A 24,006-nucleotide genomic window follows, 5' to 3' on the forward strand; every position below is an offset into this window, starting at 1 on the left:
GAATCAGTCCCCATTACGCCTCCGCCGTTTCAGGCGCCCTTGCGGCTCGCCCTCGTGCAGCAAGCCTTTCTGACGTGGCGTAAGCGGATCGGTCAGGCACGGCTCGGCGTCCAGGTCTTGTTCGAAGCGCTCCCAGATGCCCGCCGGCGTGTTCGCCGATCCCACCCGCGTGCCGATCATCAGACGAACCTGGTTCGCGCGCCGGATCGTCGAACGCAACCGGTGGATCTCCCACAACAGTTGCAGGACGACGGGCAGCGGGTGCCGGTCATAGATGTCGGCAAGCTCCGCCGCCGTGAGCGGCGGTAAATGACGATGACTCCGTCCCATGATTGCGTCCTGCTTTCCGGTTCATTCGGCGCGCCGAGTACTGTATATATATACAGGTTAGCACACGTAGGAATCGTCCTGGAAGATGTAGGAATTGGGGCCCGTCATGGGACTTTCTCAGGCTCCGCAACGCTCTCTCGCCTTTTGCAGAAGGTTTGGGATCATTTTGTTACACCTCTTACCCCCCGCCTCTGCCGGCGTTACAGAAGCCTTTCAGATTGCCCGTTATACTCCGCTCCATCTTAAAAAACGAATGGGCTCCACCATGTCGAAGAAATTCATCCCGATGGTTGCGATTGCGGCGCTGGCCGCAGCGGTTTCGTTGCCCGCCATGGCTGGCGACATGAACAACGCGCTGGGCGGCGCGCTCGGCGGCGTCGCTGGCGCAGCGTTGGGCGGCGCGGTCGGTGGCAGCACGGGCGCGGTGATCGGGGGTGCAGTGGGTGGCGGCGCAGGCGGCGCGGTCACGTCGAATCGTCGCGAGCGCACGGGCGCCATCGTCGGCGGCGCGCTGGGCGGCGGTGCCGGCGCGGCGGCAGGCAATGCGATGGGCGGCCGCACCGGCGGTCTGGTCGGCGCGGCACTGGGCGGCGGCGCAGGTTCGGCGCTCGGCGGCAATATCTCGCGCTCGAACTCCTACGCCGATGACTACTCGCGCGGCTATCGCGGCAAGCGCCACCACAACAAGCACCACCACTGGGATTGAGCGCCTGGCGGCGCGGCGCGACAACCGCGCGCGCCTTCCAATCGGCTCTCCAATAAAAAACGGCACGGTTCAAATCCGTGCCGTTTTTTTATTGGCGCGCGCATCGACGCGCGCCGCGCGTCAGTGCAAATCAGGCCAGCCTGAACACGCCGACGGCTTCGCGCAACTCGGCGGCCTGCTCCGCGAGCGCATGCGCCGCCGCCGACGCCTCCTCGACCAGTGCCGCGTTGTGCTGCGTGACCTCGTCCATCTGCGTGACGGCAACGTTCACCTGCTCGATGCCGGTGCTCTGCTCCTGCGACGCGGTGGAGATTTCGTCGACGATCACGGTCACGCGCTGCACTGCGTCCACCATCTCGCCGATCACGTTGCCCGCATCGTTGACGAGCGCCGATCCGGCGTCGATGCGTTGCGCCGACGCCTCGATCAGCGCCTTGATTTCCTTGGCCGCCGCGCCGCTGCGCTGCGCGAGCGTGCGCACTTCCGACGCCACCACCGCAAAGCCGCGCCCTTCCTCGCCCGCACGCGCGGCCTCGACCGCCGCGTTCAGCGCGAGGATGTTGGTCTGAAAAGCGATGCTGTCGATCACGGCAATGATGTCGACGATCTCGCCCGAACTCGACGCAATACCGCGCATCGTCTCGACGACTTCGACCATCAGATCCTTGCCGCGCGCGGCCGTGCCTGCCGCGTCGCCAGCCAGTTGCGCGGCCTGCTTGGCGTTCTGCGCGTTCTGGCGCACCGTGGCCGTGAGCTCTTCCATGCTGGCCGCCGTCTCTTCGAGCGACGCGGCCTGATCTTCCGTGCGCGCCGACAAGCCGAGATTGCCCGCCGCGATTTCGTCGCTCGCCGACGACACGCTCTGCGCGTGGCTGCGCACCTGGCTCACGACGCCCGACAGACTCGACTGCATGCTCTTGAGCGCGTCGAGCAGCATCGCGGTTTCGTCGCGCGCGCCGGCTTGCGCGCGTACTTCGAATGCGAGATCGCCCTGCGCGACGGCCTGCGTGCATTCGAGCGCGCGGGCAAGCGGCTTCGTCACAGTGCGGCTGAACCACCACGCGCCCGTCATCGACACCGCGAGCGCGGCCACCATCAGCAACGCGCTAAGCAGCGTCGCGCGATGCGCCTGCTCCGCGGCTTCTGCGGATACCTCGGCGCTTTGAGCCGCGATCTTGTGCGCGGCTTCGTCGAGCAACGCGGCCGGCGCGCGATCGACGCCCGCTACCGCATGATCGCCTGCGGACGGCTCGAAACCCGCCGCCTTGAACGCCGCGAGCCCCGTGCGATAACCCTGCCCCATCGTCGTATGAGCGCTCGCGAAACGATCGATCAGGTCGCGGCTTTCGCCTTCGGGCAGACTCGACCTGAGTTGCTGGGCCAGCGTGTCGACTTCGCGCTCACGCGCTTCGAATGCCGACCAATGCTTGTCGAGCATCGCCGGATCCTTGCCGCGCAGCAGCGTGTCCTTCCACTCCTGCACCTGCACCTTGAAGGCGAGCAGCGTCGCCATCACCGCGCGCTCGTTGGCCACGCTGTTCTGCACCGTCGTGCCGTACACGTTAAGTGACTGGTTCAGCGAATAGATTCCGTAGAACGCACCCGCGAACATCAGCAGGAGCGCCGCTGCAAAAGCGAGCGGAATCTTCAGGGTCAACTTCATCGTCATTTCCTTGCGGTTGGCTTGCGCGGCGTCGGCGCTCGAAGCGTGGGGTTGATACGCGGAATCAGGCAGTGAGAGCGGATCGACAGCCCTCGTGAGGCCACCGCCCCGCCATGCTATCGGCATATGCGCGCGAAACTGAAGGGCAGAAAAGGTATGTTGTGGATTGCGCTTTAATCTGAAGAAATGAACAGTCAGAAAGCGCAATAAATTGAAAGCTTCAAGCACCGGCAATGGATCGGTTCACGCAATGAAAAAGGCCCGGATCAACCGGGCCTTTTTATTCTGCATACCAAATGAAATCGTTTTCGTCCTGCTCCAGACGGACTAGAAGTTGAAGTTGTCGATATTCGACGCATCGAACGTCGTAGGCGGCCCGAGAATCACTTCTCCGCTCTTGCCGACGGTGCGCTTGCCGAGCTTGCCCGCATCGAAGCTGTCGCCTTCCTTGCCCGTGATCGTGCCCGAGGCGAGATTCGCAGCGGCGTAAGCGGCCAGATAACCGAGTGCACCCGGATCCCACAACTGGAACGCCTTGACGGTGCCGTTCTTCACGAAAGCGCGCATCTGGTTAGGCGTGCCGAGACCCGTGACAGCCACTTTGCCCTTGCTCGACGACGACGAGATATAACGCGCCGCCGCCGCGATGCCTACTGAAGTGGGCGCAACGATGGCCTTCAGGTTCGGATACGCCTGCAGCAGACCTTGCGTCTCGACGAAAGACTTCTGGTCGTCGTCGTTGCCATAGGCGATCTTCACGAGCTTCATCTTCGAATACTCGGGCTTCTTCAGTTCCTCCTGCATCCACTTGATCCAGGTGTTCTGGTTGGTCGCGTTGGGCGTCGCCGACAGAATCGCGAACTCGCCTTCGTTATTCATCAGCTTGGCCACCAGTTGAATCTGCCCGCGCCCGATGCTTTCGGCGTTGGCCTGGTTCACGAAGATCTGGCGGCCGTCAGGCGCCGTGTCCGAATCGAAGGTGACGACCTTGATGCCCTGCGCCATCGCGCGCTTCAGGTACGGCACGAGCGCATTCGCATCGTTGGCCGCGATCACGATGGCGTCCTGGTGCTGCGTGGTGAGCGTATTGATGTACGACACCTGCGACGACGCGCCCGCATCCGACGGCCCGACCACCTTGCCGTCGCCCTTGAATTCCTTGATGGCGTCCATGCCGCCGTTATCGGCGATCACTTCGTAGGGGTTGTTGATCTGCTTGGGCACGAAGGCGATTTTCAGGCCTTCCTTGATACCTGCAGCGTGCGCGGTCAGGCCCGCGCCCAGCAGCATGGCGCAGAGCAGCGCCGTGCAGGCGTGACGGACTGGCTTCATCATGAACGTGTCTCCTCGATGAGGGCCCGGCGTGCGCGCCGGGCGGTTTGACGGCTTACTGCCATGTTGACTGCTTGTTTTACAGCGTTTTCCTGTTCGACTGCGTGGCGGGTTTTCAGGTCGCCGCACGTGCAAGCGCACGGCGGTCGCGCAGCGTGCGCCAGCGCGCCGCGAGATTGGGAATGAGCACCGAGGCGAGCAGCAACGCCCCCGTCACGATGGTGAGTGTTTCGCTCGATACGTCCGCGAGCGTGAGCGCGTTCTTGAGCACGCCCACGATCAGCAGCGACAGCAGCACGCCATACATCGAGCCGCGTCCGCCGAAGATGCTCACGCCGCCGAACAGCACCGCCGCGATCACCGACAATTCGAAGCCCTCGCCGTTGTCGCCGCGTGCACTCGTAAAACGCAGCGTATAAACAATGCCCGCTAGCGCGCTCATCGCCCCCGACAGCACGAAGAGCCGCAGCTTGACGCGCGCGACGTCGATGCCCGAAAACGACGCCGCCGTGCTGTTCGCGCCAATCGCGTAGAGGCTGCGGCCAAACGCGGTGGCCTGCAGCAGCAGCGTGAAGACCACGGCGCACGCCGCCACGATCAGGAACGGCATCGGAATGAACGTGCTGCCCAGGTTGCTCATGCCGAACAGCGTGTAAGCGGGCGGAAAATCGGCGATGGCCTGGTCGCCCAGCAGCACGTACGCGAGGCCGCGAAACAACGCGAGCGTGCCGATGGTGACCGCCAGCGACGGCAGATTGAGCTTGACGATCACAAGGCCGTTGAAGAGACCTGCAAGGCCGCCCGCGATCACCACCAGCACCATTGCCAGCGGCATCGGCACGCCCATGTGCCAGAGCACGCCCAAGAGCGCGCTCGACGCACCCAGCACCGAAGCGACGGACAGGTCGATTTCGGCGGCGACGATGATGAGCGTCATCGGCAGCGCCATCAGCGCGACTTCGGTGAGATCGGCGAGGATGTTGCTGAGGTTCGCGCCGCTAAGAAACACGTTGGACAGCACGCGCCCCACTACGAGCGAGAGCAGCAGTATCACCACGAGCAGCGACTCCCAGGTCAGCGGCAGTCCGGCGCGGCGGGTCAGCAAAGCGGAATCGGGTTTAGCCATGATCGCGTTTCCTCATCATGCGTTTGGCGACGGAGCGGGCCAGCAGCGTGTCGGCGGTAATGGCGGCGACGATCAGTGCGCCTTGAATGGCCTGCTCCCAGAACGGCGAAACGTGCAGCACCACCAGCGCGATGCTGATGACGCCAAGCACCAGCGCGCCCAGCGTCGCGCCGAGAATCGTGCCCACGCCCCCCGTGATGGCCACGCTGCCCACCACGGCGGCGGCCACGACCTGAAGCTCGATGCCCTTCGCCGTGCTCGCGTCGACCGTGCCGAAGCGCGCGAGCCACAGCGCGCCCGCGAGGCCCGCAATGGCCCCACTGATGACGAAGCCCACCGCCACGCGGCGCTCGACATGGATGCCGGCCAGGCGCGCGGCTTCGGGATTCGAGCCGATTGCGTAGTACTCGCGGCCCGGACGGAACTGCTTGAGGTAAATGGAGAGCGCGACAAGGAGCACCATCGCAATCAACGCGAGCACGGGTATGCCCAGCACCGCGCCGGTCGCGAGATGCGAGAACGCGTCGGGCAGGCTCGTGGCGTTGATCTGTCCGCCATGCACCCACGCATAATCTGCACCCCGAAAGATATAGAGCGTCGACAGGGTGGCCACCAGCGACGGCACACGCCCCACCGCCACCAGCAGCGCGTTGATCGATCCCGCCACCATGCCGATCGCCAGCCCCGCCAGCAGCGCCACGATCACCGGCATATGCGGAAAGGCGACATACAGGCTGCCCACTGCGTAGGCGCTGATCCCCACCGTCGACCCGATCGACAGATCGATGTGGCGCATCAGGATCACGATGGTCATGCCCGCCGTGAGCAGGCTCACGATCGACACGTTGAGCAGCACGTCCCGCAGGTTCTGCAGATTGAGGAACTGCGGCCTCGCCAGCGCCGTGCCGCCGATGATAAGCAGCAGCACCACGAACAGCGTGGTCTCGCGGCTTTTCGCCAGCGTCTGCGCGAACGCCGCCGCACCGCGCCGTGGCGCGCGCGGCTCGCCGCCGTGCAGGGAATGAGGAGAAGTGGATTGACCCATCATGCTGCGTGCCCCAGATGTATGTTGGCCTGGCCGAGTGCGGCGCTCATGATGCGCTCCTCGTCGGCGTCGGCACGCGCGATATCGGCGGTGATGCGGCCTTCGTGCATCACCAGCACGCGGTCGGCCATGCCCAGCACTTCGGGCAATTCGCTCGAAATCATCAGCACCGCCATGCCCTCGCGCACGAGTTCGGCGAGCGCGCCATAGACTTCCGCTTTCGCGCCCACGTCGATGCCGCGCGTGGGCTCGTCGATGATGAGCACCTTCGGCCCCGTCGCGAGCCATTTGCCCAGCACCACTTTCTGCTGGTTGCCGCCCGACAGCGTGCCGACCGGCGCATTGAGGTCGCTCGCCTTCAACCGCAGGCGCGTGCCCCACTGCCCCGCAAGCTCGACCTCGCGCCCCGCGGAAATCAGGCCGAAGCGCACCAGCCGCCCCAGCACCGTGAGCGACGCATTGCGCGCGATGCTCAATTCGAGCGCCAGTCCCTGCTGGCGACGATCCTCAGGCACGAGCGCGAGACCGGCCTTCACGGCGCGCGCGGGACGGCCCATCGCAAGCGCCTTGCCCGCCACCTGCACCTGGCCCGCGTCGCACGGATCGATGCCGAAGATCGCGCGCGCCACTTCGCTGCGGCCCGCGCCAACAAGACCCGCGAGCGCGACGATCTCGCCCGCGCGCACGTCGAAGGCGATGTCCTTGAACACGCCGCGCCGCGTCAGGCCGCGCACGCGCAGCATCACGTCGCCGGGCGTCACTTCGGCTTTCGGATAGAACGTGGCGAGGTCGCGCCCCACCATGCGCGCAACGATATCCTGCGTCGTGAGCGTCGAAGTCGGTGCGTCGAACACCTTCGCGCCGTCACGCATGATGGTCACGTGCTGCGTGAGCGCGAACACCTCTTCAAGCCGGTGCGTGATGAAGAGGATCGCCACGCCACGCTCGCGCAGCTTGCGCGCAATCGTGAAGAGCCGTTCGACCTCGGGCAGCGAAAGCGCCGCCGTGGGTTCGTCCATGATGAGCACATTGGCGTTGAGCGACAGCGCCTTGGCAATCTCGATCACCTGCTGGTCTGCAATCGACAGGCCGCGCACCAGCCGCTCGGCCTTGAGATCGACGCCGAGAGAAACCAGCAGCGCCGCCACGTCGCGATGCATGGCGTCGTAGTCGATACGGCCCATTCTGTCGAGCGGTTGACGGCCCATGAAAATGTTCTCGGCGATCGAGAGATCGAAGAACAGTGTGGGCTCCTGATAAATCACGGCAATGCCCGCATCGCGCGCCTGGGCCGGCGTGGCAAAACTTTGCGCGGTGCCGTCGACCAGCAGCTCGCCGCTATCGGGACGGTGCACGCCCGCAAGGATCTTCACGAGCGTCGACTTACCGGCGCCGTTCTCGCCGAGCAGCGCGTGCACTTCACCTGGCTTGAGCACGAGCGTGCCGTCCACGAGCGCACGCACGCGCCCGAACGACTTGCTGGCTCCTCTAAGCTCAAGACGCGGCACGCTCCCAGCCATTGCATTCGGTTCCACGCATGTCTCCTGATTCGTTGCGCCCGCAATCTTTCTATCTGGACTGTCGGAACGCGTGATCGCTAGATACGGTAAATGCGTTCGGCGTTGCTGCGAAATAGCGCGGCGCGCTCGCTCTCGCTGGCATCGCCCACGATGGCGGCGTAGGCGTGCCATAAATCGGCATAGCCGCCAAATTGACGGTCAACCGGAAAATTCGATGCGAACATCGCGCGCGATACACCAAACGCATCGACGGCTTCGAGCACGTAGGGACGCAGGCTTTCCACTGTCCATTCGTGATCGAACATCGCAAGGCCGCTGATCTTCACCGATACGTTCGGGCACGCGGCAAGCACGCGCAGGCCGTCACGCCAGTCGCGCCAGCCCTGCACGCCATTGCGGTCGACGAACATCCCCGCGTGATTGACGATAAGCGCGATGCCTGGATGGGCGCGTGCGAGTGCGGCAGCCTCTTCCATCTGCGACGGATAGAGTTGCAGGTCGAATGACAACCCGTGCTGTTCCAGCAGCGCGAAGTGCTTGCGCCACGCCGTCTCGCGCATATAGTGTCGGCCTACATAGTCGTAGAGCGGATTTGCGTGCACGTTGAGAATCTGCCGTATGCCGCGCGTACGCTTGAACGCCGCGTGAGCCGCGAGAATTTCCGGCGCATTCGGCGCGCCCAGATCGGCGGCGGCGACGATCGCATTGGGCAAGCCCTTTCCCGCATCGGCGACCGATTCGAGCCAGCGCGTTTCTTCGACCGGATCGGCCGGATCGTGATTCGCTTCTACGTGCACGACCTTGAGCACTTCGATATCGCCCGCTTCACGCAGGAGATCGTCGGGTAGATAGTTATGCTTGAGATCGCGCGCATCGCCCACGAAGGACGTCCCCGGATTCGCGAGCCAGGGATAGTGATGCGTGTCGAGATCCCAGAAGTGAACGTGCGGATCGACCACCTGCATGGCGTGCTCCTCGTGGCGATTCAGGACAAATGGAAGACCGGCACGAGCGGCTGCGTCACGGGCACGTTGCCCTCGCCGGTCGCCATGATGTCGGCCATGTAATCCCACCATTTGCGCATGATGGCCGTTTCGGGCAGCCGATCCATCTGGTGATCGTCGCGCCGCTTGAGCACCGCAAAGAGCGCGTGCGTGCTTTCGTCGAGAAAGATCCAGTAATCATTGACACCCGCGTCGCGCAGCGCACTGGCGAGCTCGGGCCAGATTTCGCGGTGACGCCGCTCGTATTCGTCCCGTTTGCCGGGATCGAGTTGCATACGGAACGCAACGGTTTCCATGATCGTGTCTCCGTCCAGCCTGGTTGCTGTGTTTTTTCTGGCGCTTGAGTGGGCTGCTTGCGTGAACGCCTAAGCGTTTGCCCTAACCTCTGCGCAGGGTTTCACATGGTTTTGCGGCGATTCGAACGACTATAATTCCCGCATCGATAGCCAACCAATCCGTAGTTGGGATCGGGCGATACACAAACCGGATCGCAGGACTCATGAACCATCAGACCGCCGTCGTTTCGCTCGTCAACCGTCTCAAGTTCAAGCACCTCGCCCTGCTCGTCGCGCTCGACGATGCCCGCAACGTCCATCAGGCCGCCGATGCCATCAACGTCGCGCAACCCAGCGCAAGCCGCATGCTCAGCGACATCGAAGAGGCCTTTGGCTTTCGTCTCTTCGAGCGCAACGCGCGCGGCATGCAGCCCACGGCGCTGGGCGTCGTCACGCTGGCCTACGCGCGCCGCGCGCTGTCCGACCTCACACGCTTCGCCGAGGATCTCGACGTCAAGCGCCGCGGCGGCCACGGCCAGCTGACGGTGGGCGCGATCATGGGCGCCGCGCCCGATCTGCTCGCGCAGGCCGTCGCCACGCTCAAGACCGAACGGCCGCTGCTGCACGTGCGCATCCTTGGCGAAACCAGCGACCAGGTCGTGCAACTGCTGCATCGCCGCGACGTCGATCTCGCGCTGGGCCGCCTCACTACGCCGTTGCAGCACAACGACTTCAGCTTCGAACCGCTCGCCCGCGAAACCCTCGTTCTGGTGGTGCGTGCGCGTCACCCGCTTGCGCGCCGCGAACAGGTCACGCTTGCGGAACTGATGGACTGGCCATGGGTGGCGCAGCCCATCACAAGCCCCGCGCGCGAACTGTTCGAAGGCGAGCTGGCGCGCGCCGGTCTCGCCACGCCGATGAATCTCACGGAATCGGCGTCCATCTTCGCCACGCTGCAACTGCTCGAAAGCTTCGACGCCGTGGCGATGCTGCCCGAATCGGTCGTGCGCGACCATGTGCGCGGCAAGCTGCTTACCGTGCTGCCGCTCGAAATCGGGAAGAGCCTGCCGGGCTTCGGCGTACTCACGCGCAAGGGCGAAACGCTCGCGGAACCCGCCGAGCATTTCGTCGGCCTGTTGCGGCGCTTTTCGCAGCCCTTCAAGCCGGACGACACGGTTCGCGATATGCGGCTCGCCACACATTCCTGAGTCCTGATCAATCTGCTACAGCCGGTGGCAGGTCACTGCAGGTTGACGAACAAGCCGCCGTCCACCAGCAATGCCGCGCCCGTCACATAACGCGCGCGATCCGACGCGAGAAACACCACGCATTCGGCCACGTCCTCGGGCGCGCCCAGGCGTCCCAGCGGAATGCGTTTTTCGAAGTACGTGCGCTTTTCTTCGTCGGCGAGGTCTTCGGCGTTGAGGTCGGTCGCAATGGTGCCTGGCATCACCGAATTGCAGCGAATCCCGTAAGGCCCCAGCGCAATCGCGCACGACTGCATCAGCGAATGCACCCCCGCCTTGGTAGGCGTGTAGTGCGTCTGCATGCCGCCGCCCACCAGCGCGCTGATCGAACTGGTCGCGACGATCGCGCCGCCGGTGCCCTGCTCCTTCATCTGGCGCGCGACGGCCTGCGTGACATAAAACGCACCGTTCAGGTTCACGCCAATGGTGCGTTCGAGCACGGCGGGCGGCATGTCCAGGAACGAGTGGAACGGACAGATGCCCGCGTTGCTCGCCAGCACGTCCACATGGCCGAAATGCTCGACGGTCTGGCGCACCAGATCGACGCCCGTTTGCGGCGCGGCCACGTTGCCCTCCACCGCAATCGCACGCCGCCCTAGACGCTCGATCTCGTCCATCACCTCGCCGATCGCCGAGCGGCGGCCATACGAGGCGTCGTTATCGCCCCAGTAGTTGATCGCGACGTCCGCGCCTTCGCGCGCGCTCGCAATCGCAATCGCACGCCCGATGCCGCGCGATCCGCCAGTGACGATCACTACCTTGTCCTTGAGCAGCACGATGCTTTCTCCTGGCTGTTTTTGCCTAGTGTTGGTAAGGACGCGACAGCTTGCAGTCTGGATTCAGACGCACGCCAAACCCCGGCGTATCCGGCACCTTCATGCGGCCCTTCACGGGCACCGGCTCGTCGAGCAGCAGCGGCGTGAACATCGGCACGACTTCATCGGCCTTGGGCGCCATCATCAGGAACTCGGCGAACGGCGAGTTGTGACGCGTGACCACGAAGTGATAGCTGTACACCGACGAGCCGTGCGGCACGACCAGCGTGTTGTGCGCGTCCGCCAGCGCGGAAATCTTGATGAGCTCGGTCATGCCGCCGCACCAATTCACGTCGGGCTGGATCAGGTCGCAGCAGCCCATTTCCAGCAGCATGCGAAAGCCCCAGCGCGTGGCTTCGTGCTCGCCGGTCGAGACCATCATGCCGCGCGGCACGTTGCGGCGCAGTTCGGCGTAGCCCCAGTAATCGTCGGGCGGCAGGCATTCCTCGATCCATTTGAGCCCGTATTCGTTGGCGGCCTCGGCCAGGCGCGTGGCGTAGCGCACGTCGAGGCTCATCCAGCAGTCGTACATGAGCCAGAAGTCGTCGCCCACGCGCTCGCGCATCGTGGCGAGCAACTCGATGTTCTTTCTGAGGCCTTCCTCACCTTCTGCCGGGCCATGCAGCAAAGGCAGCTTGCCGCCGATAAAGCCCATTTCCTTCGCGAGGTCGGGCCGTGCGCCGGTTGCATAGAACACGAGTTCGTCGCGCACCGGGCCGCCCAGCAGTTGATAGACAGGCTCCTGGCGCAGCTTGCCGAGCAAGTCCCACAACGCAAGATCGACACCCGAAATCGTGTTGAGCACCACGCCCTTGCGGCCGTAATAAAGCGTCGAGTAATACATCTGATCCCAGATCTTTTCCAGGTCTGTCACGCGCTGGCCTTCGAGAAAACGCGCAAGATGCTTCTCGACGATGAATGCGCCGATTTCGCCGCCCGTCGTCACCGCAAAACCCACGGTGCCATCGCTCGCTTCCACTTCGACGACGAGCGTACCCAGCACGTCGATGCCGAACGAGCGGCGGCTCTGGCGATACTCGGGATAGCGCGCCATCGGCGTCGAGATGTGATCGTCAATCCAGTGCCCGTCGGCCTGATCGTGATAGTCCGCGCCGCCGCCGCGCACCGTGAAAGCGCGAACGTGTTTGATGGTAGGCATGGCCATGGATGCTTGCTCCTGAGAGTGAAGGTGCTTGACGCCAGGTCAATTAATCAGGTATGCGATTCAATTCGCGCCGCCGGCTGGTTGCTCGAACGCGCTTGCGCGACGCCCGCCGCCACGCGGCACGACGATAAGAACGAGCGCCGCCGCCGCGAGGCTGGCGAGGCCCAGCAATTCGAGGCCCGCCGCGTGCGAGGCGAAATGCCGGTCGGCGGCGGCGCGCAGCAGCGGTGCGAGAAAGCCACCCAGGCCGCCGAGCGAATTGATCAGCGCGATGCCGCTAGCCGAAGCGACGCCCGCCAGGTTGCGCGCCGGGAACGTCCAGAACAGCGGCTGCGCCGCGATAAATCCGCTGGCCGCGCAGCACAGACCGATCATGGCGACAAGCGGAACACCCATGTCGCCCGCCATGCCCGACACCGCGATACCCAGGCCCGACAGCACAAGCAGGCCGACTGTCCAGGCGCGATGGCTGCCCACCCGATCGGCGTGCCGCGGAACGAACCAGGTCAACGCGAGCGCACATAACCAGGGCACAGCCGCCAGCAAGCCGACCTTCAGGCCAACTGCCGCGCCAGCAAGCGACGCCACTTGCTGCGGCAAGAAAAAGATCACGCCGTAGACGCTCATTTGAATGAGCGCGTAAATCACGGCGTAAGCCAGCACGCGGCGGTCGAACAAGGCCGCGAACGCGCCTCGCGGGCCATGTTCTGCGGCCTCGCCGGCATCGATGCGCAGCGCGGCGGCCAGCGCGCGTTGCTCGTCGGCGGCTAGCCAATGGGCATGCTCGGGACGGTCGGTGAGATACCAGAAGGCCCAGATACCCACCAGCGAAGCCATCACGCCTTCGACGAGGAACAGCCACTGCCATCCGGCAAGGCCGCTCACGCCATGCATATCGATCAGCAGTCCGGACAATGGCGCGCCGAAGATAAACGCCAGCGGCGCGCCAAAATAAAACACGCCAATCGCACGCGCCCGCGCCGACTGCGGAAACCACTGCGTGAGGTAATAAATGATGCCGGGGAAAAAACCGGCCTCCGCGACGCCCAGCAAAAAGCGCAACGTGTAAAACGATGAAGGCGATTGCACCCAAGCCATGGCAGCGGAAATCAGCCCCCACGTCACCATGATGCGGCACATCCAGAGCCGCGCGCCCACGCGATGCAAAAGCAGGTTGCTCGGCACCTCGAACACCGCGTAGCCGACGAAAAACACGCCCGCGCCAAACGCAAACGCGGCATCGGACAAGCCCGTATCGTGTTGCAACGCCTTCTGCGCGAAGCCGATGTTCGCGCGATCCAGGAACGCCAGCACGTACATCAGCAGCAGGAACGGCAACAGACGCCGCATAGCTTTGCTGCCTGCTCGCTGCAAAGCCTGCGATTGTGACGACTGCGCTTGTAACGACTGCGTTAGTGACGCTGCATCCGGCATCGATGTCTCCTGTCGATCCGTTGCGAAGCGGTACGCTGCGCGGCCGCCCCTTATTCTCTTTCGCCGTGCGCCTTGATGGCGCATCGAATCGAAACGCCTTGTTTAATACGTCGCGCGCCCGCCCGACAAATCGAACACCGCTCCCGTGCTGAACGCGCAATCCTCCGAACAGAGCCAGACGATCATCGCCGCCGCTTCATCGGGCATCAGGAAGCGGTTCATTGGAATCTTCGCGAGCATGTAATCGATGTGCTGCTGCGACATCGAATCGAAGATCTCGGTCTTTGCTGCTGCGGGCGTGACCGCATTCACCAGCACGCCTTTCGTGGCCAGTTCCTTGCCGAGCGATTTCGTCAGCCCGATCAAGCCGGCCTTCGATGCACTGTAGTGCGAAGCATTGGGATTGCCTTCCTTGCCCGCCACCGAAGCGATATTGACGATGCGCCCATAGCCCTGCTCGATCATGCGCGGCACCACGGCGCGGCAAGTCAGGTAGCTGCCGATCAGGTTCACTTCGATCACGCGGCGCCACATTTCCACCGGCAGTTCCCACGTAAGGCCGTTGCCGCCCGTAATGCCCGCGCTATTGACGAGCGTATGGATCGCGCCATGCGTCTGCACCGTGTGCTGCGCGGCGGCCTCGACGGAGGCTTCGTCGGTCAATTCCACCTTCACAGCGGACACACTGCCGAGTTCGGAAAGTTCGGCGCGCGAGCGTTCGAGACGCTCGGCGTCAATGTCCCACAACGCCACTGCCGCGCCCGAGCGCAGCGCACGCTGCGCAATCGCGTAGCCCAGGCCACGCGCACCGCCCGTCACCACCATCACACGATTCTTCAGGTCAAGCTGGTTCATGTTGGCCGTCTCCTCACGCCAGTGTCGTATCGGCCGTCGAAGCGACGGCGCGCTGCTGTTGTTCGCCCAGCCCCGCTACCGAGAGGCGCATGGTCTGTCCCGCGCGCAGATAAACCGGTTGCGGCTTCTGCCCCATGCCGACGCCGGGCGGCGTCCCCGTCGAAATGACATCGCCGGGTTGCAGGCTCATGAAATGGCTGATGTAAGAGACGACCGTGGCCACGTCGAAAATCATCGTGCGCGTATTGCCCTGCTGATAGCGCTTGCCGTCGACTTCGAGCCACATATCGAGCGCCTGCGGATCGGCGATCTCGTCGCGGGTGACGAGCCACGGCCCGAGCGGCGCGAAGGTATCGGCACTCTTGCCCTTGTCCCACTGGCCGCCTCGCTCGATCTGCCAGGCGCGTTCGGACACATCGTTGACGACGCAATAACCGGCCACATAATCGAGCGCACGTTCGCGCGACACGTAGCGCGCCTCCTTGCCGATCACGACGCCCAACTCGACCTCCCAGTCGACCTTTTGCGCGCCCGGCGGGATCACGACATCGTCATTTGGGCCAATCAGGGAACTGGTGGCCTTGAAGAACAGGACGGGCTCGGCGGGCACCGGCATATTGGATTCGGCCGCGTGATCCGAATAATTGAGGCCGACGCAAACGATCTTGCCCACCTGGCCGACACACGGGCCCAGACGCGTTTCGGCGGCCACGAGCGGCAGTTGCGTCAGGTCGAGCGACGCAAGACGGTCGAGCGACGCAGCGCCCAGCGACTCGCCAGCCACATCGGGCAGCACGCCCGAAAGATCGCGCACACGGCCTTCGCGATCGACCACACCCGGTTTTTCACTACCTTGACTGCCCCAGCGAACCAGCTTCATGCGGTGTCTCCCGATATTGGACTTGAGCATTGGTCACCAATATAGGCAGGCTGCGATAGCCGGACAATCCGATTGCTGCATGAGGCGATAGCAAAAGCGGATCGTGATGCGTCACGATTCAAACCGGACGCAAAAAAGGCGGCGCCCTTTCGGGTCGCCGCCTTTTTTCTCCGGGTTTATCCGGACGGATCTAGCGTCGCTTAATCGCGATTAGCCTGGAGCACCGTGAGTGCAGCCATATTGATGATGCGTCGCACCGTCGAGCTCGACGTGAGGATGTTCACCGGCGCATTCACGCCCAGCAGGAACGGGCCAACCGCCACGTTGCTGCCTGCGCCCGTCTTGAGCAGGTTGTAGGCGATGTTGCCCGAGTCCACGTTCGGGCAAACCAGCAGGTTCGCCGAGCCTTGCAGACGCGAATGCGGCAGGATGCGCTGGCGCAGCGCTTCGTCGAGTGCGCAGTCGCCATGCATTTCGCCGTCGATTTCCAGGTCCGGCGCCTGTTCGTTGACGAGCTTGAGCACTTCGCGCATCTTCGTGCCCGACGCCGAGCTGCCCGAGCCGAAGTTCGAGCGCGACAGCAGCGCCACCTTCGGTTGCAGGTTGAGCCATTCCATCTGGCGTGCGGCCGCGAGCGTGAATTCGGCGATCTGCTCGGCGTTCGGGTTGTCGTTGATGTGCGTATCAACGATTGCAACCGTGCGCTTGTCGAGCAGCAGAATGTTCATCGCCGCGTAGGTCTTGGCGTTGCGCTGCATGCCGATCGCTTCGTCGACGAAACGCAGGTGGTCATGGTACGCACCGACCGTACCGCAGACCATGCCGTCGGCGTCGCCCAGGCGCACCATCATCGCGCCGATCAGCGTGAGACGGCGGCGCATTTCCACGCGCGCCATTTCCTTCGAAATGCCGTCGCGGCAACGCAGTTCCCAGTACGTCGTCCAGTACTGATGGAATCGTTCGTCGTACTCAGGATTGGTGACTTCCACATCTTCGCCCAGCTTCAGGCGCAGGCCGAACTTCTCGATACGCGCAAGCAGCACTTCCGGACGGCCGATCAGGATCGGGCGTGCGAGCTTTTCGTCGACGATCACCTGAACCGCGCGCAGCACGCGCTCTTCCTCGCCTTCCGCGAAGACGATGCGCGACTTCGCGCCGTCGCGCACGAACTGCTTGGCAGCCGCGAAGATCGGCTTCATGAACGCGCCCGAGTGGTACACGAACTGTTGCAGCTCGTTCGTGTAGGCAGCGAAGTCGTCGATCGGACGCGTCGCCACGCCGTCTTCCATCGCAGCCTTCGCCACAGCCGGAGCGATACGCACGATCAGGCGCGAATCGAACGGCTTCGGAATCAGGTATTTCGGGCCGAAGCGCAGGTCATAGGCGCCGTAGGCGGCCGCGACCGAATCGTTCAGCTCTTCTTCCGCGAGCTTGGCGATCGCGTGCACCGCCGCGATTTCCATGTTGCGCGTGATGGTCGTTGCGCCCACATCGAGTGCGCCGCGGAAAATGTACGGGAAGCACAGGACGTTGTTGACCTGGTTCGGGAAGTCCGAACGGCCCGTGGCCAGCACTGCGTCCGGGCGCGCTTCGAGCGCGACTTCCGGGAAGATTTCCGGCGTCGGGTTAGCAAGCGCCAGGATCAGCGGCTTGTCGGCCATCTTCTTGACCATGTCGGCCTTGAGCACGCCGCCCGCCGACAGGCCGAGGAACACGTCCGCGCCTTCGATCACTTCGGACAGCGAGCGCGCCGACGTATCCTGCGCGAAGCGCTCCTTGTCCGGATCCATCAGCGTCGTGCGGCCTTGATAGACCACGCCGTCGATGTCCGTCACCCAGATGTTCTTGAGCGGCAGGCCCAGGTCGACCATCAGGTCGAGACAGGCCAGCGCCGCCGCGCCCGCGCCCGAGGTCACGACCTTGACCTTGGTGATGTCCTTGCCGATAACCTTCAGACCATTGAGGAACGCCGCCGAAACGGTGATCGCCGTGCCGTGCTGATCGTCGTGGAAGACCGGAATCTTCATGCGCTCGCGCAGCTTGCGCTCGACCGTGAAGCAGTCCGGCGCCTTGATGTCTTCCAGATTGATGCCGCCGAAGGTGGCTTCGAGGCTGGCGATGATGTCGACGAGCTTGTCCGGATCGCTTTCGGTGACTTCGATGTCGAACACGTCGATGCCGGCGAACTTCTTGAACAGGACTGCCTTACCTTCCATGACCGGCTTCGACGCCAGCGCGCCGATGTTGCCCAGACCGAGCACGGCCGTACCGTTCGTGATCACGCCCACCAGGTTGCCGCGCGCCGTGTAACGGAACGAGTTCTGCGGATCGGTGACGATCTCCTCGCAGGCCACTGCCACGCCCGGCGTATAGGCGAGCGCGAGGTCGCGCTGGGTGACGAGCGGCTTGCTGGCCGTCACCGAGATCTTGCCCGGGGTGGGGAATTCGTGATATTCGAGGGCGGCCTGGCGATCGGTCTTGTTCATGTTCCTCACTCTGATGATGGGCCCCGCGCACGGTCGGCGCGGCGGTCATGTTCGAATGAGGCGATTCTAGAGAGCCGTCATAAGCTGCCCATTTTGATTTAGTATGGGGCCATTATTTTTTCATGATGCCTCCCCCAATCCCGAACCGGCCAACGGCGCGGGCATGGCGGGCATCCCCAGCCTCACCTGGCGGGTCTCCTGTCCCCCGCCGCCCGTCACCCGGACAAGCGGATCGTGTCGTTCAGTATCGAAGAAGTCACCCGGCGCCTCAATTCGCGCCTCAAAATGCGTCATCTGGTGCTGCTGCTGCAGATCCGCCAGCACGGCTCCCTCACGCGCGTGGCCGAGCACATGGCCACCAGCCAACCCGCCGTGACCAACGCGCTCGCCGAAATGGAGAGCATGTTCGGCGCGCCGCTGTTCGAGCGCTCGCCGCGCGGCATGACGCCCACGCCGCTGGGCAACGTGGTGCTGGCCCGCGCCCAGGCCATGCTGCACGACCTCGACCACCTCGCGCGCGATATCGAAGCCGTGGTCGCGGGCCATGCCACGCGCCTGCATGTGGGCGTGATTCCGTTCATTTCGGGGCGCACGCTGGCCACGGCGATTCGCCTCGCGCAGTCGCGCCTGCCGCAGCGCGTCACCATGACGATCCACGAAGGCACCAGCGACGCGTTGCTGCCGCAACTGCGCGACCACACGCTCGATCTCGTGATCGGGCGGGCGTCGGCCACGGTCGATGTCACGCAATTGCGCTTCGAGGTGCTGTATCAACAGACGCCAAGGCTGATCGCCAGCCGGCGCCTGGCGGCGCGGCTCGGGCGCAGCAAGGCGAACTGGCAAAAGCTCGCGGAACTCGACTGGATCCTGGGCGCGCCCAACACGCCGATCCGCGAGCAGATTTCCGATCTCTTCCTGCACGCGGGCGTGGCGCCGCCGGTGCCGATCATGGAGAGCTACACGTCGCGCCTGATCGGCGAGATGATCGCGGCGAACGAGAACGCCGTCTCCATCGTGCCCGCCGATATCGCCGAGGAACTCGTGCATATCGCAGGCGTCGCGATCGTGCCGTACACCTTCGACTGGACGCTACCGCCCATCGCCCTCTTCACGCGCGCGGGCGTGCTGCGCGAAGTGGACGGCGTATTCGGGCAGGCGCTGCGCGAGCTTTATCTGGAAGCGGAAGCCGCGCGGCGTTGAGGTTTTAGCCCTTGGTTTTTAGCGGTTTTATGCCGATGCGATGGGTTGCTGCGCGGGCTCCAGCAACTCGTGTTCGAGTTCTTCGAGTTCGAGTGCGTGCGTCCTGTCGTGATCGAGCAACTCGCGCACTAGCTCTTCCAACGTCATCCGACGCACGCCGTCACGCAGGCCGCAGCGCGCCAGTTGCTCCGGTGTCAACCGCCGGAGGGACGTGCAAAGCCGCTGCCGGTTGGCCGCGAATTCGTCCCGCGCCGACGCCAGATCCTGCGCCATATAGTTGCGCTCCTGCGCGATAGTCGTGCCGTCGACCGATTCGATCAGCGGCAGATCGGCCTTGCGCACTGCGCTAAAGCGGGCGGCGAATATGGCGTCCAGGTCGCGCAAATGGCAAGCGTGTTCGAGCAGCGAAAAGCCCGTGCCTTGCGGGCGGCGCGTCCAGAGCGCATGCGGCACGCGGGCGACCAGCGAGGCAAAACGCTCGGGCATTGCGGCGAGCGCGTCGATCACACCGGCGAACGGCAGGCTCACCGGCTGGGCGCTGAAGACCGCGCCGTAGCTGAACAACGTGCCGCCGACGCGCCCGCGCGCCTGCACGACTTCGTGCCCGTGACGCCGCATCACCTCCGCCACCATCGCGCCGCAAAACTGCCGCGCGGTTTGATCCTGCTCGATTTCTGGAAACTTCAGGGCGATTTCGTCGGTAATCGCTGAAACCGCCGCCACTCCGACGCGCGAGAGCACGGCGTATTCGACGTAGCGCTGGGGTGCGTCGATCAGCGCTTCGAGCTGGGTGGCTAGCGCGGTCGTTCGGAAACGGTCGAAGCGGGAGTGCATGGGGGCGGCCTTATGGTCAATTTTGTAACGTATCGATATGATACGTTACTGGTTGAGCGTAAGGCAATTGTGGGATGGGGTGCGAGGCGGTGATGCGGGGGTTGCTCGTGTTGGTATGCCCGGTAGTTAGTGAGGCGACTCGCGCGCTGCTGAGTCACGCTGCGCGCTGAGTCGGCCGGAGCGTCCACTCGCCGACGCACTGATGAGAGACGGTGAGACCGTAGCCGGCCAGAGGCAGTCGTCGAAAGAATCCCCGCAAACGACTGCTTCAGCTTGAGTTGCTGCCGTTCATCGTCGATCCACCAACTGACGACGTCCGACAGGAAACGGCTTTATCCCGCGCTCTTCTCATGACCTCCGAAAAGCAGATTCCCTATACACCAAAGGGCGTAGCCGAAGTTGCTAATCAACTGCTCGCCTTGCCGCAGATACGACGCCGAGGTGTCGATGCCGGCGAGCTTAAGAGCTTCGTCGATCTTGGAGCTCGTCGGATGTGCGTCGCCAAGGCGCATGTCGTAGGCGCCAGCGATGGCAGCGAAGACCTCGCGTGCGCGAGCCTCCCCGGCCTTCTGTGCCACGATGTTCTGCAGCAACTTGTTAGAACCCAGTTTCTCCTTGTCGGTGTGGTTTGACAGCTTTCGAAGAGAGCGTACGTCGAGTCGGTCGGAGAAGATGCGAACGAGCTCCTTGGCCAGCCGCAAGAGCGACGCCTGGTCCTTGCTCGAAAAGCGAGAGACGTGCTGCATCGACGGCACATCGTCAATTTCATGTGAAAACAGCGACACACTGAACGTCTTGCAGAAGTCGGTCTCCAGCAACCGCATGTACCCAAACAGCATTTCCTCTACGGCATTGGTCTCCGCTGGCTGCGCCTTGACCTGTGAGGCGAGGAGTTCCGCGCTGACTTTCCCCTCCGGCGCAATGTTATTCGCGGTCCAGAGGAACTGCTCCCACGCGGGCAGCCTAGCAATGTCGTAAGCATAGACTGTGATGAGATCCGAGGCATTGATACCGAAATGGGTCGAATACCCCGAAGTGGATTTGATTGCGCCGGTTTCAGCCGTGTACCACTTTAGGGTGAAGCCTCGGTGGCTCAGTAGGTCATTGACCACGGACGGGCGGAACCAGAGCCACCGGCCGATGTCTTCGTCGTTGAGCTCCGCCGAGAACTTGCGCGAGCCGTCAGTATCGACGAGGAAGTACGGCAGATTCTGATCCTCGTCCCCACGCACACGCGTGCTCTTTTCCTGATGCTCGATCCACTCATCTCGCCAGAACTCGCCTTCGACACGCACGCCGGGGTAGCCGCTTCGATGGCCCCTGGCGCTCTCTGAGGCGGTGTTATCGTTCGTCTCGCGCCCCATGACCGGAGCGTCTTCCTCCTCGTCGATGTCGGTACGCCACATACGGAACGACGCCCAGCTTCCGCCGAACACTGCGTTCAGCTCCTTGATGCGCAGCTCGTACCTTCCTCCTTCACGCTGCTCCTGGATCTCGCTAAGGCCGGCATAGGGGCTGTTCTTGAGTTCGACCACGTTCTCGACGCGCTGTCGGTAATAGGACAGGCGCAGGGAAAGACCCCGTGCGGCTAGATAGTCCATCAGGAATTCGCGCTTGATTTCTATCAGGCGATGGCTGCCATCGCTGTCAACCGTCTCCCTGGCGACTACAACAAAGTCCTCTTCCGGCCTGACCCAGTGCGGCCCCTCCTTAATCAGGCGAAGCGCCACGACCAAGTCCGGATTCAGGATCCACTGCCGGCCACCGACCACGGGCTGCGGATGCTCGAAAACGAGGTTGACCCCAACGGGCTCTTTGTCGTTGTACTGATACTCGTCGATCGGCGAGTAATGGCCGTCCGAATACGCATGTGGTGCTACCGTGCGCCCGATGCCGATGTCGCTCCAACTCAAACGCTCGGCTAGCTCGTGATGCTGCTTGGGAAAAGCCACCGAGCCGCAAGCGAATACGTCGCTGACATACCCCACTTCCGTCACGTTGCCCTTCTCGTCATTGAGCGACGCACGAAGGGGTACCCAGGTCGCTCGCGAAAACGGTCGCCGAATTTCAGAGGCGTGAAGAATCCAGGCTTCGTTCATAGGTTGATTCCCTAGGTGATGTCAGCAACTGCTACTCTGATCCAACAGCCCATGTCGGAATTATGTGGGGCCTGCTCGCTAATCGTAGATTAGGTGGTCAGAGCCGCAACATACAAATTGGTCAGGAGGACCGTACCAGAAAGCTGTCACGGACAAGCGCCAGACTTTGCCGGCGGCGGCTCGCGGGTAGTTTTATAGGAGCGACCGCTATGGTGGAGACCGCTATCCGCTACTCAGCAGTCGTTCGCAAACGGACGTCGGGTGCCCGCTATGGGTCGAGTTGCGCACGTCAGCTGAACCACTCGCGGCCGCATCGATGCAAACCGCATGCGTCCGTGCCCGGCCAAGAACCGCAATGTGCAACCTATCCTCGGGCGACCGCTTTAGGAACGTGTACCGCCGTTCCCTGGCTTGCCTAGACTTTCACCAAAATGCTAGGCGCGTCATTTAAATAGCGACAGGTAGTGCCGTACAATACGGGTCTCGTTGATCAACGGCCAGATAACAAGGATATGTATGAAAGCGCGGCTTATAACCCTTTTGGATGATGCGCATTCGTTGGCGTCTGGTCCGGAGCGTCGCGCGGCGCACACGGCCGTATTTCGTATTCTTGTCCAACACGTCTGTCTCGTATTGGCCGAACTGATTCTAGAAATGCGTCGTCGAACGCCGACAAGGCAAAACGAATCTCCTTTGCCGGTTGAAAGCCTTAGGATGCCGGCCGACGGCACCCTTGTTTCGGCAATATTGGATTTGCTTGTTATTGCTGAGAACGAGCATCTTCCAGGATATAGCAGGGCCATATGGAAGGATTCGAGTGAAAATCGGAACTGTTGGTCGATCCTGCCCGCTGGTCAGAGGAAAAATGCTGAACGGTTGATGCAAACGCTCGTTACCGTCCGAAACGATGGCGTCGAAGGGCACGGGATTGCTGGCGAGGGGGATTACGATGCAGAAAGCGATGCGATTCGGTTTCTATTAGAAAAATTTGCGCCACTCCTTCCGACAATAGACCCGTGCGGCGAGAAATTCTCGCTTACCCTTCCGAATGGTGAGGTATATCCCATAAGGCTTTTGAAGCCATTTGGCGGGAATTTGATTTGCTATCGCAGTATCAAGCGATCGACTGCCGGGCGCTGTGTAGTAAAAGCCCAAGTAGAGAGGGGCTGGTTTCGGCGCGACGAAATTTCGTACGAGACTTTAGATATATTTGAAACTGGAATAAGCGGTGAAATTAACCGGTACGAAATAATCAGGACGAGTTCCGAAGAATGGTCACCTCTAGCGTTATTGCCGGCTCGATTGACAGAGGAATTCACAGGTCGGCAAAAAGAGATCGATGAATTGCTCGATTGGCTCGACGACACCGAATCTCGCGCGTGCATGCTCTATGGAGATGGGGGAATTGGCAAAACCACCTTGACAGTTGAATTTGTCCGAAGAGTCATCGAAGGGCAGATTCGATCCGACTATCGGCCGGAATTGATTACGTTCTACACTGCCAAGAAGACTAGATGGGGTTTGAATGGCCTGGAAATCATTCGGCTAACGGATGTCGGCGTTGCTGATGTGGCGACCTTCATACCTCGGGCGTTGGAAGGAGGGAGCCTAGATCGGTCTTGGTACAGCAAGTCACCCGATGTTCTCATTCAAATGCTCTCCAGTTATCTCGGCGAAACATGGGGTGTCAATCGAGACTCGCATTTGCTGATTCTCGACAATACCGAAACGATGGCGACGAATGCTGATGAAATTCGCATTCTCGCGAAGCAGATTCGCGAGCTTTCGCGGCGCGTCGGGCGTGTATTGCTAACGTCTAGGAGGCGAGAAGCAATTGAAGCTCGACATATCGAAATCAAGCCCTTAGAAGAGGGAGAGTCGCTTGAGTTCTTGCGAGTTCGGGGCCGAAATTTGGGGCGAAAGTCAATCGTAGATGCGGGAGACAGCACTCTTAAACGGTATGCACGCTTGCTCGGAAATAAGCCACTAG

The 24,006-nt window shown here is 62.7% G+C and carries 20 protein-coding genes; 4 read left to right on the forward strand and 16 right to left on the reverse strand.

Features of this window, described 5'->3' with window-relative positions; genetic code table 11:
- Positions 1-3: 3 nt before the first annotated feature.
- A complete protein-coding gene (locus BBA01S_RS34690; protein WP_027820443.1) occupies positions 4-330 on the reverse strand; it encodes a hypothetical protein in 327 nt (108 codons plus the stop codon).
- 265 nt (positions 331-595) lie between these two features.
- Here BBA01S_RS34690 and BBA01S_RS34695 point away from each other — a divergent pair, with 265 nt between their 5' ends.
- Positions 596-1,036: a hypothetical protein gene (locus BBA01S_RS34695; protein ID WP_027820444.1), complete on the forward strand. Its 441-nt coding sequence runs from the start codon at positions 596-598 to the stop codon at positions 1,034-1,036.
- Between the two features lie 130 nt (positions 1,037-1,166).
- Here BBA01S_RS34695 and BBA01S_RS34700 read toward each other — a convergent pair whose 3' ends face one another.
- The 7 genes from BBA01S_RS34700 to rhaM form a co-directional block, all read right to left on the reverse strand.
- Positions 1,167-2,699, reverse strand: a complete 1,533-nt coding sequence (locus BBA01S_RS34700; protein WP_027820445.1) for a methyl-accepting chemotaxis protein — start codon at positions 2,697-2,699, stop codon at positions 1,167-1,169.
- Positions 2,700-3,026: 327 nt separating this feature from the next.
- Complete coding sequence (gene rhaS, locus BBA01S_RS34710; RefSeq protein WP_027820446.1) at positions 3,027-4,034, reverse strand: rhamnose ABC transporter substrate-binding protein; 1,008 nt, start codon at positions 4,032-4,034, stop codon at positions 3,027-3,029.
- Between the two features lie 112 nt (positions 4,035-4,146).
- The gene (locus BBA01S_RS34715) at positions 4,147-5,157 is read right to left on the reverse strand and encodes an ABC transporter permease (protein ID WP_027820447.1); all 1,011 of its coding nucleotides are present in this window, start codon (positions 5,155-5,157) and stop codon (positions 4,147-4,149) included.
- Positions 5,150-6,205 (reverse strand): ABC transporter permease, encoded by a 1,056-nt coding sequence (locus BBA01S_RS34720; RefSeq protein WP_156966185.1) that lies wholly within the window; start codon positions 6,203-6,205, stop codon positions 5,150-5,152. The genes BBA01S_RS34715 and BBA01S_RS34720 overlap by 8 nt, the downstream gene beginning before the upstream one ends.
- Complete coding sequence (locus tag BBA01S_RS34725) at positions 6,202-7,722, reverse strand: sugar ABC transporter ATP-binding protein (RefSeq protein WP_042298386.1); 1,521 nt, start codon at positions 7,720-7,722, stop codon at positions 6,202-6,204. Before BBA01S_RS34725 ends, BBA01S_RS34720 begins: the two co-directional genes overlap by 4 nt.
- A gap of 77 nt (positions 7,723-7,799) precedes the next feature.
- A complete protein-coding gene (locus BBA01S_RS34730) occupies positions 7,800-8,687 on the reverse strand; it encodes an amidohydrolase family protein (RefSeq protein WP_027820450.1) in 888 nt (295 codons plus the stop codon).
- A gap of 20 nt (positions 8,688-8,707) precedes the next feature.
- Positions 8,708-9,022 (reverse strand): L-rhamnose mutarotase, encoded by a 315-nt coding sequence (rhaM, locus tag BBA01S_RS34735; protein WP_027820451.1) that lies wholly within the window; start codon positions 9,020-9,022, stop codon positions 8,708-8,710.
- A gap of 203 nt (positions 9,023-9,225) precedes the next feature.
- Between rhaM and BBA01S_RS34740 the strand changes: the two genes are divergently transcribed.
- Complete coding sequence (locus tag BBA01S_RS34740) at positions 9,226-10,209, forward strand: LysR family transcriptional regulator (protein WP_027820452.1); 984 nt, start codon at positions 9,226-9,228, stop codon at positions 10,207-10,209.
- Positions 10,210-10,241: 32 nt separating this feature from the next.
- Here the strand turns inward: BBA01S_RS34740 and BBA01S_RS34745 are convergent, their stop codons facing one another.
- The 6 genes from BBA01S_RS34745 to BBA01S_RS34770 all read right to left on the reverse strand — a co-directional run bounded on the left by BBA01S_RS34745 (position 10,242) and on the right by BBA01S_RS34770 (position 17,883).
- Positions 10,242-11,024, reverse strand: a complete 783-nt coding sequence (locus BBA01S_RS34745) for an SDR family NAD(P)-dependent oxidoreductase (RefSeq protein ID WP_027820453.1) — start codon at positions 11,022-11,024, stop codon at positions 10,242-10,244.
- 25 nt (positions 11,025-11,049) lie between these two features.
- Positions 11,050-12,228, reverse strand: coding sequence for an L-rhamnonate dehydratase (rhmD, locus tag BBA01S_RS34750; protein ID WP_027820454.1), 1,179 nt, complete (start codon positions 12,226-12,228; stop codon positions 11,050-11,052).
- Between the two features lie 60 nt (positions 12,229-12,288).
- Positions 12,289-13,578 (reverse strand): MFS transporter, encoded by a 1,290-nt coding sequence (locus tag BBA01S_RS34755; RefSeq protein WP_245641682.1) that lies wholly within the window; start codon positions 13,576-13,578, stop codon positions 12,289-12,291.
- 186 nt (positions 13,579-13,764) lie between these two features.
- Positions 13,765-14,517, reverse strand: a complete 753-nt coding sequence (locus BBA01S_RS34760; RefSeq protein ID WP_027820456.1) for an SDR family NAD(P)-dependent oxidoreductase — start codon at positions 14,515-14,517, stop codon at positions 13,765-13,767.
- 13 nt (positions 14,518-14,530) lie between these two features.
- Positions 14,531-15,397, reverse strand: coding sequence for a fumarylacetoacetate hydrolase family protein (locus BBA01S_RS34765; protein ID WP_027820457.1), 867 nt, complete (start codon positions 15,395-15,397; stop codon positions 14,531-14,533).
- 200 nt (positions 15,398-15,597) lie between these two features.
- Positions 15,598-17,883 (reverse strand): NADP-dependent malic enzyme, encoded by a 2,286-nt coding sequence (locus BBA01S_RS34770; protein ID WP_027820458.1) that lies wholly within the window; start codon positions 17,881-17,883, stop codon positions 15,598-15,600.
- A gap of 285 nt (positions 17,884-18,168) precedes the next feature.
- Between BBA01S_RS34770 and BBA01S_RS34775 the strand changes: the two genes are divergently transcribed.
- Positions 18,169-19,083: a LysR family transcriptional regulator gene (locus BBA01S_RS34775; RefSeq protein ID WP_407668363.1), complete on the forward strand. Its 915-nt coding sequence runs from the start codon at positions 18,169-18,171 to the stop codon at positions 19,081-19,083.
- 27 nt (positions 19,084-19,110) lie between these two features.
- On the opposite strand, the gene BBA01S_RS34780 is transcribed toward BBA01S_RS34775, so the two are convergent.
- Positions 19,111-19,917, reverse strand: a complete 807-nt coding sequence (locus BBA01S_RS34780) for a DinB family protein (protein ID WP_027820460.1) — start codon at positions 19,915-19,917, stop codon at positions 19,111-19,113.
- A 332-nt stretch (positions 19,918-20,249) separates the two neighbouring features.
- Positions 20,250-22,016 carry a hypothetical protein gene (locus BBA01S_RS34785; RefSeq protein WP_027820461.1) on the reverse strand — a complete coding sequence of 589 codons (1,767 nt, stop codon included), beginning with the start codon at positions 22,014-22,016 and terminating at the stop codon, positions 20,250-20,252.
- A gap of 516 nt (positions 22,017-22,532) precedes the next feature.
- Between BBA01S_RS34785 and BBA01S_RS47225 the strand changes: the two genes are divergently transcribed.
- A partial coding sequence (locus tag BBA01S_RS47225) for an ATP-binding protein (RefSeq protein WP_167336074.1) occupies positions 22,533-24,006 on the forward strand: 1,474 nt, incomplete at its 3' end.

It is taken from the genome of Paraburkholderia bannensis NBRC 103871 (genome assembly GCF_000685015.1).
GTDB lineage: Bacteria > Pseudomonadota > Gammaproteobacteria > Burkholderiales > Burkholderiaceae > Paraburkholderia > Paraburkholderia bannensis.